Raw genomic sequence first — 11,585 nt, forward strand, 5'->3', positions numbered from 1 at the left:
GCGGGCGCCTAAGCAACCGCATCCGTCAGCGCTGTAAACAGGGTGGCGTCGGCATGGCGACCACGGCCGTTCGGCCCCTGGCTATCGTTCCAGGCCGCCCATTTCACGATGACGATCCCTTCGATCGGACTGATCGAAATCGACTGTCCCGCGTTGCCGAGCGCGTAGAATATCGAGTCCGCTCCGCGCAGCGGCAACGGGTCAGCGAAGGGCGTCTCTGGATCGATGGCCCCCGCGCGAACCGAGTTCACGCCTTGGGCAGCGTGCAGCCACCATTGGAAACCATATGGCGCGCGTTCCCTCAGCGAAGCCTCGGAGGGTTTGGTCGCTTCCGACAGCCACCAGGATGGCAGGATTTGGGTCGTTCCGATCGAGCCGCCTTCCAGGATGAATTGCCCAAATCGTGCATAGTCACGCAACGTGGCCCCGATGCCTGAAGCCGTGAATGTCGTGCCGCCATCGGCTTCCGTATTCCAGAAGCCATCGGCTTCCATGCCGAACGGCTTCCAGATCTTCTCCGAGAGGTAGGCGGCCGGGCGTTTTCCTGTCGCCCGTTCGACGATGATGCCGCACAGGATGGAGTCCAGAGACGAATAATAGAAGACGCTGCCGGGAGGTGTCGTCTGCTTGGGTACGCGATTGGCCACCTTGTCGAGCAGGCGTAGGAAGGAGCCGACTTCGCGCCCGACGGTACACGCCTGAAGGGTGTAGACGTCCGCATTGGGGTCTTTGTAGTCTTCGATAAAGGGTACGCCGGAGACCATCTGGAGGGCATGGCGCAGGCTGACGCCATCGTAGAGGCTGCCTTTCAGCTCCGGCACATATTTGGAAACAAGATCGTCCACGGAATCGATTGCGCCGTCTTGGATGGCAGCCCCGACCAGCGTTGACGTGAAGGACTTGGCCATCGAGCGCGATGCCCAGCGCGTCGAGGCGTCGTTGCCGTGGGCATACTTCTCTAGGACGATCTTCCCGTGCTTCAGCATGATCAAACCGGTCGTCTGATTGTCATCGAAGTAGTCGTCGAGCGTCAGCCGCTTGCCTTCGTAGGTATAGGTGGCATCGATGTTCCCCACCGTTTCAAGTGGACGAACATGATCTCCCGCCGGGACGACATCGCACGGAAACAGATGATGCATGTTCCGGTGCGCGATGAACTTCTCGGCGGTTGTCCATCTCAGCTGATCTTCGGGCTTCGGCAACGCAACCTGGTCCTGCGGCAGGACCGGCGTGAGCTCGCGCTGGGCGATACGGGACATGGAGCGTTTCCTCAGCTGGAAGTTTCGGCTTTTGGTTCTGACCTACAGGTCTTTCGCCATTCTCGGGTCGAGCGCTTCCCTGAGGCCGTCGCCGAGCAGATTCACGCTAAGCACGCAGAGCGACAGGAAGAGCGCGGGGAAAAGCAGCATCGTGGGCCGGATCTGCCAGAATGTCCGGGCATCGGCGATGATGTTGCCCCAGCTCGGAATGATGGGAGGCAGGCCAGCCCCGATGAAGGAAAGGATCGACTCCGCGATCATGGCCGCCGCGCAGACATAGGTCGCCTGGACGGATAGCGGCGCGATGGTGTTCGGAAAGATATGCCTGATCGCAATCCGGCTCGTGCTGGCTCCGGCTACGATAGCGGCATCGATGTAAGGCTCTTCGCGGATCGAAAGAACGACGCTGCGCACGAGGCGCGATGTCCGTGGGATCTCGGCGATCGTTATGGCGACGATCACGGTCAGAAGAGAGCCTCGGATCAGCGCGACGATCGCGATCGCGAGCAAGATCGAGGGAATGGACATCATTCCATCCATGATGCGCATGATGATCGCATCGAACCTGCGAACGAACCCCGACATCGTCCCGATGATCACGCCGCACACGGACGCGAAGAAGGCGACCGACAGGCCCACGATCAGAGAGACGCGGCTGCCGTAGATCACGCGCGAATAGATATCGCGGCCGAGCATATCGGTGCCGAACCAGAACTCGGCCGATGGAGGTTTCAGTCGATTGGCGGGATTGAGCTGCGCGGGATCGACGGTTCCCAGGAACGGCGCGAAGATTGCGATCAAGGCCAAGACGATGAGCAGCGCGCTCGGAAATGCGATCAGCGTATTGCGGCTCATATAGCGCAGCAGCCGACTGCCCATGGTGCGCCGAGCTGCCAGGGGGAGGGTCATGGTCAATAGCTGATCCTCGGATCGAACACCGTGTAGAGCAGGTCGACGATGAGATTCACGAGGACGTAGCTCGCCGAGAAGATCAGGACGACGGCCTGAATGACGGGATAGTCCCGCCCCATGATCGCATCGATCGTCAGGCGACCAAGCCCCGGGAGGGCGAAGACGCTTTCGGCCACGACCGAACCGCCGATCAGCAGGGCCACGCCTGTGCCTACCACCGTCACGATCGGAACAGCGGCATTCTTGAGCGCATGTCCGAATAGCAATGATCGGTCGGCGACACCCTTTGCCCTGGCCGTGCGGATGTAGTCTCGCGACATCGTCTCAAGCATCGTCGCGCGCGTGATCCGGGCGATGAGCGATATATAGACCAGGCTTAGAGCGAGAGACGGAAGGATGATCCCGCGGAGCCAGGGCAGGACGCCGTTCTCGATGCGCGCGTAACCCTGAACGGGAAGCCATGATAGCTGCAGACCGAAGGTGTAGGCGAGAAGGTATCCGGTGACGAAAACCGGTAGCGAGAACCCGCCGACGCAAAGGATCATGACGGCTCGATCGATAAAGGATCCCCGTTTCCAGGCGGAGAGAACGCCCAGCGGCACAGCGACGCTCACCGATATGACGAGGGTCGCAAGCATCAGCGAAACGGTCGGCTGAATGCGCTGGGCGATCAGATTGCTCACCGGCGCGCCGCTGAGAACGGACTTGCCGAAATCTCCCTGCAGGACGTCCCAGAGCCAATGTCCGAACCGGACGTAGATCGGCAAATCCAGACCAAGCTGCTGGCGTATGCGCTCCACGACCGCCGGCGTAGCCTGATCGCCGGCGATCATGAGCGCAGGGTCACCCGGTGTGATGTAGAGCAGGCCGAAGATCAGCACTGCCACGATCAGCATCACCGGGATCGTGGAAAGGCATCGCTTTCCAATATAGAGCATCATCTCGCGAGGAGCCTGTTATCACTGTGCTGTGACGGGCTAAGCCCGTTTCACGCCCCAGAATTTGGCGAAGCCCGGCGCGAACCCCTGGAGGTTCGAGCGTGCCAAGCCAGGAGCCTGGACCTCGCCGATCGGGACGTATGGGACGTCTTTCCAGGCCTGAAGCTGGATTTGGGCCGCGATTTCTTTCTGAGCGGCGACGTCGGTCGAGTTGAACCACTCTTCGGTCAACTGTTCGATGCGGGGGCTGTCGGGCCAGCCAAACCAGCCCTCGCGGCCATTTGCACGCGCCAGGAAATTCGTCGCCGGATCGAGGAAGTACTCGGAGTCCGCCCCGACGAAGAAGCATGCCCAGCCGCCCTTATCCGGCGGCTCCATGCTTGCCCGGCGCTGCGAAACGGTTCCCCAATCCAGGGACTGGAAGTCGACGTTCAGCCCCATCTTCTTGAAGGTGCTTTCCGCGACCTGGCTGGCGGCCAGATTGCGGGGGGTGTCCGAGCCGACGAGCATCACCATCCGCTCACCCTTGTAGCCCGCGGCCGCCAGCTCGCTCTTGATCTTGTCGAAATCGGTCCTGCCGCGGAAAGCCTCCTTGATACCAGCGTCGGTCTTCATGGAGCCCAGATAAAGCCCGATATCGTCGCGCCACTCGCCTCCCCCGCCGACCGCTTGCATGATCGACTTCCGATCGATGCAGCTGAGCAGGATCCGCCGGATTTCAGGGTTGTTGAAAGGCGGATAGAGGTGGTTGAGCCTGAGGAACATGACCTGGCCGCCGGCCGGCACGATCTTCATGTTCGGATTGCCCTGCACGATCGGCAGGAAATCCGGCAGCGGGGATTCCCACCAGTCCATTTCGCCGCTTTGGATCGCCGCAAGCGCGGTGGATCCGTCCGGGATGACATGCCACTCGACGCGGTCAAAATGCACGTTCTTGGGGCCGGAGCTGAAGCCGACTTCGCCGCCCGAGCGGGGCGTGTACTTCTTGAACTTCTCGTAGGCGATGAGAGCGCCGGGGCTGTAATCCTTCGCGACGAAGGAGAAAGGCCCGCTGCCGACGACCTCGGTCACCGCCTTGGACGGGTCCGTCGAAGCATGGCGCTCCGGCATGATCACAGCGATGTTGGAGCCGACTTTACCCAGCGCTGCCGGCAGGAGCGCGAACGGACGCTTCAGGCGGAACCGCACCGTCTTGTCATCGACTGCAAGCAACTCGTTGGTTCGGCTGAACAGGGTCTTGCCGAATGTGTCGCGCTTGCTCCATCGATTCAGGCTGGCGACGACGTCCTTGGCGCGCACCGGCTCGCCGTCATGGAAGAACAGCCCGTCGCGCAGCTTGATCGTCCAGTCCAGGCCGTCGGCCGAAACCTCGTGACCTTCCGCCATTTGCGGCTGCGGCGCGAAATTGCTGTCGAGCCCGTACAGCGTGTCATAGACCATGAAGCCATGGAGACGCGTAGGAGCCGACGTGTTTGCGATCGGATCGAGGATCGCAAGACTGGCGCCGGGAATGAACTTCAACACCGAAGCCGGCTGAGCAATCGCGAACCGGGGCAAGCTCGCAGCGGCAGACGCAGCCAGGCTACCTTGTAGGAATGTACGTCTCTTCATCGCGTCCTCCCTGGACTTGGGCTTGTTGTTGGCGGTTCTCGCCCTTGGCCCATTGAATGTTTTTTGGAACGCCGGCGCGTGCGATGGCGCCATAGAGCTGCTCCGCCGGCATGGCAGCTTGCTGGATGCGGCGAACGTCCGTCAGAGCATGGAGGTCGATGCCTGTTCGGTAGCCCTTCGTTTCACAGAGAAAGACGAGATCCTCGAAGACCGCGTTGCCCGTAGCACCGGGCGCAAACGGGCAGCCACCCAGGCCGCCAAGCGAACCGTCCAGAATCCGGCATCCTGCATCGAGCGCGGCAGATGCGTTTGCGATTGCCATCCCACGCGTATCGTGGAGGTGAACGGAGAAGCGACCCGAGCCAACAAGCAGGTGGACCGCTTTCGAAAGCTCAAACACCTGATCCGGGCCCGCAAAGCCGACCGTATCCGCGATCCCCACCAGATCCGCGCCTGCCTCGAGGCAGCGCTCGACCAGGTTGAGGACTTCCTCGGATTTGACGTCCCCGGCGATCGAGCATCCGAACGCCATCGCGATGCCGACCGAGACGAGAGCCCGGTGCCCGGTCGCGTTACGCTTGGCGACAGCGCCTCGTACGAGATCGATGGCTTCGGAACGCGAGCGGCGGATATTCGCCTGGCTGTGTTCCTCCGTCGCCGAGACGACACAGGCAATTTCGGCGACGTTCGTCGTAAACGCATCGTCGATGCCACGCTCATTCAGTACGAGCGCGGAAGCGTGGAGTTTTGGCCGGGTCCGGAAGAACTCCAGCAGCCCAGGCAAGTCGGCAAACTGGGGAAAGCGGCTGGCCGGCAGGAAGGATCCGACCTCGAAATGCGTGACGCCGGCCGCGCATTCCTGAGCAAGCCAATCCAGCTTCTGGTCCGTGGATGGCCACGCTTTGACGAGCTGGAGGCCGTCGCGCAGGCCGACTTCGCGAAGGACGATCCGATCGGTCGGATAGGCTGCTTCCACCGGCATCACATCGTCTCGCCGTTGGCAGTTGCACGGGATTGAGAGCGCCGAGCTTTCAGCTCGGCCAGCACTTCTTCGGTGTGCTCACCAATCTTCGGCGGATCGCGCCGCTTTTGAAGGCGCTCTCCATCGAACGAGAAAGGCAATGCGGGCGTCTTGACCTGGTGACCTCCATCAGTGGTCAGGTCCATCAACCCGCCCGACGCATTGAGATGAGGGTCGTCGAACAGATCGCCGGGTGTGTTTACCGGTGCGAACGGAAGCCCGAGCTTTTCCAGAATCTGGCTGATCTCTTCGCTGTCGTATCGAGCAACGATGTCCCTGATCTCGGGAATGATCCAACTGCGGTTATCGACGCGCCCCTGACTGGTCGCAAGGCGCGGGTCGCTCAACCAACCTTTTCGATCGAAGGTCTCGCAGAAGCCGACCCAGTGCTCCTCGCCGACGATCGAAACAAAGATCTTCTCGCCGCCCCTGGTGTCGAAAAGATCATAGACCGGCCAGGGGGCCTCCTTCACCGACCATGGTTGAGAGCGCTCCCCTGTGACGCTTTCGAACATCATGGCTTGGGCCATGAGGAAGACGTTGTTCTCGAACAGAGCGCTCTGGATGTAAGTCCCCATGCCCGTCTTCGCGCGCTGCGCCAGAGCTGCCTGGATCGCAATGACCCCGAACATTCCGCCCATGATGTCATTGACCGACGCGCCCGCGCGCATCGGCCGGCCGGGAAGACCCGTCATATAGGCAAGCCCGCCCATCATCTGAACGACCTCGTCCAGCGCCAAGCGGTTCTCGTAAGGCCCGGGCAGATAGCCCTTGAGCGAGCAGTAGATGAGCCAAGGGGCTTCCGGCGCCAAAGTCCCATAGTCCAGCCCGAAGCGCCCGAGGAGGCCGGGGCGGAAGTTCTCGATGAGGACGTCAGCACCTAGAACCAGCTGCTTGGCTGTCTGTCGGCCCTCGGGAGTGGCGGTGTCGATCACGACGCTGCGCTTGTTGCGGCTGTAGGTGTTGAAGAAGCCTGAGGCTACGCCCTTGAAGAAGCGTGTCCTGTCGCCCTTGGGCGGCTCCACCTTGATCACGTCGGCGCCGAGATCGGCGAGGATCATTCCGCAGGATGGCCCCATGACCATCTGCGAGAACTCAACGACGCGGACCCCCTCCAAAGGCAGTTGGCTCATGTCACGCGGCCTTTGAAAGAGCAGGACGCAGCAGCCAAACCACGGCCGTTTGCCGTGCCTCGATACGCTCCGCCAGTGAGAGCAACTTTCATAACCACCCTAGTTCAGCTTTTTGTAATTTATGAATTCAAATTACAAAATCTGCATTTCGAATGTCAATGAGATTCAGGCCGTCCAGGGCCGGACCGGATGTCGTCGAAGCTGGCGATCTGGCCCGCGATTGCGCTAGCAGCAACGGTAAAAGGGCTGGCGAGCCAAACCTGCCCCGGACCTGACCGGCCAGAAAAGTTGCGGTTGATCGCGGAGATCGTCACTTGATCGCGCGCCGTCGAAGACCCAGGGCCGCAGTTCGCGCATGCTCCGCAGGCAGGCTGCATGAGCTCAGCGCCTACTGCGCGGAAGGCGTCGAGATATCCTTTCGCCTCGCAGTAGTCCCGGACGTCGATCGTTCCGAACTGCAGGATCAGGGTGACGCCTGGTGCCACCTTCATTCCCCTGGCCGCCGCCCAGGCGAGAACCTCATGGTAATTGTCGAAGTCCTCGCGCTTTCCAGCCGTGCACGAACCGCCATATGCGATATCGATGGTCACCGGTGTCGTCAGCTTCGACAGGTCAACGCCATTGCCGGGATCTCCTGGCTTCGCCACCATCGGTGCCATGGCGGAAACATCCAGGACAATGCGCTCCGCATACTTGGCGCCCGGATCGCTTCGCATCCAATCCTCGACGACGAAATCGACGCCTCTGCGTTCCCGGATGAAGCGCACCGTCTCGTCGTCCGGCGCGACCAGCCCTGCGAACCCGCCCAGTTCAGCGACCATGTTCGTCAGTGTTGCGCGCTCATCGACCGACATTCCGGCAACCGCTGGGCCGGCAAACTCGAAGGTCCGTCCCACACCTGCGCCTGACCGGATCGCCGGCAACGCCAATAGATGCAGGACAACATCCTTGGCAGTCACACCACGTGGCCTGTGACCTTCCAGCCAGATCAGGATGCTCTCGGGCATTGCCATCCGGACGGCGCCGGTAACGAAGCTGTTGGCAATATCCGTCGTCCCCACCCCGAAGGCGACGCATCCGAGAGCGCCCGAATGCGGCGTGTGGGAATCCGTACCGACGATCAGCTCTCCCGGCAGAGCGTAGCGCTCAGCCATCAGGGCATGCGAGATGCCCTCCGAGCCCGGTCCGCCGTTCAGATAGCCATGATGGCGAAGGCCGTGTTCCTCGACGAATGCACGATGCGCAGCCGACAACTCCCGGATCTGCGGCATGAGGTGACGATGGGCCGGGCTCAGATGGGTGTACGAGTAGTGATCTTCGAAAACCAGGATCGATGACGGGTCGCTCAGCCTGAGAGCCTGCCCGAACTCGCGGTGGAGCATGTGCCGGGCCATGGCGGTGTAGATGTCATGGATAAATCGGAAGTCGGCGCGCACGAAGCCGCTATCGCCAATTTCCCGGACTGCCGGCGTATCCATCGTGCTAATCGCATGACGACGTACGATCTTCTCGAAGAGCGTGCGTGGAGCAGGGTCAGACGGGACATCCACCGCCTCGATGGGCGCAAGCTTTTGACGCCCGTAGCCGAGCAGGCCTCCGGCACGGAGGATGGACTGGGCGAGCGAGTCCCGCCCAGTCAGCAATTCGTCAACCGAGATCGCCTCGCCGGCTTGAATGCGCCCGATCAACGAAAAATCAGTCGACGTAAACAATCCGACATTGTCGGCGTTCTGGCGGTAGATCCGCTCGAAGCTCTCGGCAATCACGAGCCGGATGCCGGCCATACGCTCGGCAACCGGGGAATGCTCGCGCGACGATCCTTTGCCGTATCGGCCGCCGGCGACAATCGTGGAGAACCCGCCATTTTTCAGCGCTCCCAACGCGATCGGATTCTCGTCACCAGCCTTGAAACCGATATGCGCATGCGATGCCAGACGTTCGTCGAAGAACGCTAACGACGGAATCGGCGTAATCTCGTCGGTCGAGATTTCCGAACGCAACGGGCGGCAATCCTCGATAGTGAGATCCTCCCCGCCGAGCTGCTGCCTGACGCGGCCGGGATCGCACGACAAGAATAGAACGCGACGCCCAAGATCCAGATTGGTCATTGTCTGGCTGTCCCGATCATCGGTGTTCCGGCTTCCACCCGCGAGATGCTTTTCCAGATTTCGGCATCGGCTTACAAAAATGCTTATCTGCTATTTTTGTAATTTGTAGCAAAAAATGACAAAACGATGATCATTTGTCAATGAGACGTCGCGATGTGATATCAGAGGCGATATTGGCTTGGGCGAGCACGATATGGGCGCAGATTTGAACGTTTCGCCGAAGACGCTGGAACTGGTCGGACAAATCATTCAGATCGCGCGAAGCGACAACCTCCGCCGTGGCGAGCGGCTTTTCCCTCACCGGTTTGCCAATCGCCTCGGTGTCTCTCGCGGACCGGTTCAGAGCGCGATGCAGATCCTGGTCGCCAAGGGGATTGCTGAAGCTGTTCCGAACAAGGGCTTCGTCTTGGTTGACGAACTCGACACCGCGACTGCGCTCGAAGCGCTGGGGAGCGCGGACGACGAGAGTGAAGCCCACTATTTGAGAATTGCGCGGGATCGTCTGAACGGCGCGCTTCCGGACGTCGTCAGCGAAGCCGAACTCATGCGACGCTACGAGATGAAGCGTGCGGCGGTTTTACGTTTGCTGGATCGGATCGCATCCGAAGGTTGGATCGAGCGTTCGCGTGGCTACGGATGGCGCTTCACCCAGACGCTCAACAGTGCGCGATCCTACGCCGAAACTGGCAGGTTGCGCATGATGATCGAGCCGGGAGGTATCCTCGAGCCCGCGTTCCAATGGCGCACTGATCTGATGGCATCCGTGCGAGAGCACCAGCAGCGCCTGCTGGAAGACCCAGGCCGTTTCACCCCTCCCGAGCTTTTTCGCTTCGGCTGCGAGGTGCATGAGGCCATTGCCGAGTGCTCCGGGAACGCGGTGCTGCTGGAGACATTAAAGCGCCTCAACCGACTCCGTCGCCTTTTCGCATACAGCTTCATAACTGATCTGCAGGTGGAAAAACATGCTCGGGAGCACCTACAGCTGCTCGATCTGCTAGAGGCTGGACAGCGTTCCGATGCCGCGGAGCTCATGAAGCACCATCTTCGCTGGAGCGGTGGCGGAGATCAGATCGGATAGCTCCTGCATCGGCCAGCGCCGATGGGAGGCGCATCTTCGTTGTTCGGTATTCGTGCGCAGGTGGTTTTTCGCACCTGAGGAATGTCCGCTACCCGGCGACCAGCCGACTTCCGCTTACTGGCACGCCTGGGCAGGAAGCGAGCACTGAGTCTCGCGAAATATTTTGATAAAATAGTCCCGGATGCGGCATCCCAAATGGGGGACCTGCCATGGATATCCACGCGCAGAACCAGTTGCCTCATCAGTCGTGGAACCTCGGGCGCATCATCGGACCGAAGCCACCTCTGAAGCCGAGGCATATCTGGGCTATCCGGACCCGCCTACAGCACGACGGGCGTGTTCGTGATCTCGCCATGTTCAATCTCGCAATCGACAGCAAGCTGCGAGGGTGCGGCCTCGTTCGCCTTCGTGTCGGCGATGTCGTGCTTGGGGGCACGGTCCGGCTACGAACGGCGATCGTTCAACAGAAGACCGGGCGGCCGGTCCCATTTGAGTTAACTGACTCTGCCCGCGAGGCACTCACGGCAAGGCTCGGAAGGAGAGCCTCGCGAAGAGGGTTGGCTCTTCCCGAGCCGCAGCCGGCCGGGTGACCACATCACAACGCGCCAATACGGCCGTCTTCTTGATAACTGGGTGGCGCTGATTGGACTGGATCCCGCGCTCTATGGAACCCACAGTCTCCGCCGAACGAAGGTCGCGTAATCTATAAGCGCACCGGAAACCTACGCGCTTGTCAGCTCCTTCTCGGCCATACGAAACTGGAAAGCACTGTACGCTACCTCGGCATCGAGGTTGACGATGCGCTTCTCCTTTCGGAGCAAACGGACCTATGACGCGTGGCACGGCGGGTACCCGCCGTGCCATTTTCACCACTCGGCCAAGGGCAACAGAGGGTCGGGTCGGGAAATTGGGCCGGCCACCCGCTACGTCTGCTTCCAGGCAAGGAGGCAGAGTCCGCTTGTGGCGCAATGCGATGCACCAGTCAGCAACAAGCACTTCGAGCTCAAGTTCGGCGGACGGCCTTTATGGAGAGATGACCGTCAAGTAAGGGCTGGCCGGCTTGTCCTGTGGAGGGGTGATCGCCGGCACCTTGTTGGAGATCGGCTTCAGCGACTTCAGATAGCTTGCCAGCGAGTCGGCGTCCTGCGGGTTGAGCCTGCCGTAGGAGTGCCAAGGCATGACCGGTGCCAGAACCCGGCCGTCCGGTCGCTCGCCTTTGGTTACCGCCTTGATGATGTCTGCCTTCGACCATTTGCCCAGCCCCGTCTCCGGATCTGGCGTCAGGTTCGGCGGGTAGAAGATACCGACATTGGGGATCTGGAAGCCGACGTCGCCTCCGGCGATGAAGCGGGAACGGTCGGGTTTGCCGAGCATTTGGCCGGGTGTATGGCAGCCGCCGCAGTCCATGATCGCGGCCAGGTACTCGCCCCGCTTCACATCGGCGTGGCCAATGGCTGGAAGACTTGTCAGGGCCATGACAGTGGCAAAGGCAAGGCGATACATCTCGCTTCTCCTTGGAAGGCGG

The 11,585-nt window shown here is 61.1% G+C and carries 9 protein-coding genes and 1 pseudogene; 2 read left to right on the forward strand and 8 right to left on the reverse strand.

Annotation, left to right across the window (positions count from 1 at the left end; all coding sequences use genetic code 11):
• Positions 1 to 8 precede the first annotated feature (8 nt).
• The 7 genes from BLQ70_RS19035 to BLQ70_RS19065 form a co-directional block, all read right to left on the reverse strand.
• Positions 9 to 1,259, reverse strand: a complete 1,251-nt coding sequence (locus BLQ70_RS19035) for a serine hydrolase domain-containing protein (RefSeq protein ID WP_091859885.1) — start codon at positions 1,257 to 1,259, stop codon at positions 9 to 11.
• A 42-nt stretch (positions 1,260 to 1,301) separates the two neighbouring features.
• Positions 1,302 to 2,138 (reverse strand): ABC transporter permease, encoded by an 837-nt coding sequence (locus BLQ70_RS19040; RefSeq protein ID WP_061971580.1) that lies wholly within the window; start codon positions 2,136 to 2,138, stop codon positions 1,302 to 1,304.
• 32 nt (positions 2,139 to 2,170) lie between these two features.
• The gene (locus tag BLQ70_RS19045) at positions 2,171 to 3,112 is read right to left on the reverse strand and encodes an ABC transporter permease (RefSeq protein WP_061971442.1); all 942 of its coding nucleotides are present in this window, start codon (positions 3,110 to 3,112) and stop codon (positions 2,171 to 2,173) included.
• A gap of 36 nt (positions 3,113 to 3,148) precedes the next feature.
• Positions 3,149 to 4,720, reverse strand: coding sequence for an ABC transporter substrate-binding protein (locus tag BLQ70_RS19050; protein WP_091859888.1), 1,572 nt, complete (start codon positions 4,718 to 4,720; stop codon positions 3,149 to 3,151).
• Positions 4,692 to 5,705, reverse strand: coding sequence for a beta/alpha barrel domain-containing protein (locus tag BLQ70_RS19055; RefSeq protein ID WP_170843468.1), 1,014 nt, complete (start codon positions 5,703 to 5,705; stop codon positions 4,692 to 4,694). The genes BLQ70_RS19050 and BLQ70_RS19055 overlap by 29 nt, the downstream gene beginning before the upstream one ends.
• Entirely contained in the window at positions 5,702 to 6,874 is a 1,173-nt protein-coding gene (locus BLQ70_RS19060; RefSeq protein WP_091859894.1) for a CaiB/BaiF CoA transferase family protein, read from the reverse strand. Before BLQ70_RS19060 ends, BLQ70_RS19055 begins: the two co-directional genes overlap by 4 nt.
• A gap of 155 nt (positions 6,875 to 7,029) precedes the next feature.
• The gene (locus BLQ70_RS19065) at positions 7,030 to 8,982 is read right to left on the reverse strand and encodes an aconitase family protein (RefSeq protein WP_091859897.1); all 1,953 of its coding nucleotides are present in this window, start codon (positions 8,980 to 8,982) and stop codon (positions 7,030 to 7,032) included.
• Positions 8,983 to 9,160: 178 nt separating this feature from the next.
• Here BLQ70_RS19065 and BLQ70_RS19070 point away from each other — a divergent pair, with 178 nt between their 5' ends.
• Both BLQ70_RS19070 and BLQ70_RS26020 read left to right on the forward strand, forming a co-directional pair.
• The gene (locus tag BLQ70_RS19070) at positions 9,161 to 10,060 is read left to right on the forward strand and encodes a GntR family transcriptional regulator (protein WP_139163588.1); all 900 of its coding nucleotides are present in this window, start codon (positions 9,161 to 9,163) and stop codon (positions 10,058 to 10,060) included.
• 209 nt (positions 10,061 to 10,269) lie between these two features.
• A pseudogene (locus BLQ70_RS26020) lies at positions 10,270 to 10,893 on the forward strand (tyrosine-type recombinase/integrase).
• 190 nt (positions 10,894 to 11,083) lie between these two features.
• Here the strand turns inward: BLQ70_RS26020 and BLQ70_RS19080 are convergent.
• Positions 11,084 to 11,563, reverse strand: a complete 480-nt coding sequence (locus tag BLQ70_RS19080; RefSeq protein ID WP_170843469.1) for a c-type cytochrome — start codon at positions 11,561 to 11,563, stop codon at positions 11,084 to 11,086.
• Positions 11,564 to 11,585: the final 22 nt, after the last annotated feature.

Source organism: Allobosea robiniae, from assembly GCF_900102525.1.
Lineage (GTDB): Bacteria > Pseudomonadota > Alphaproteobacteria > Rhizobiales > Beijerinckiaceae > Allobosea > Allobosea robiniae.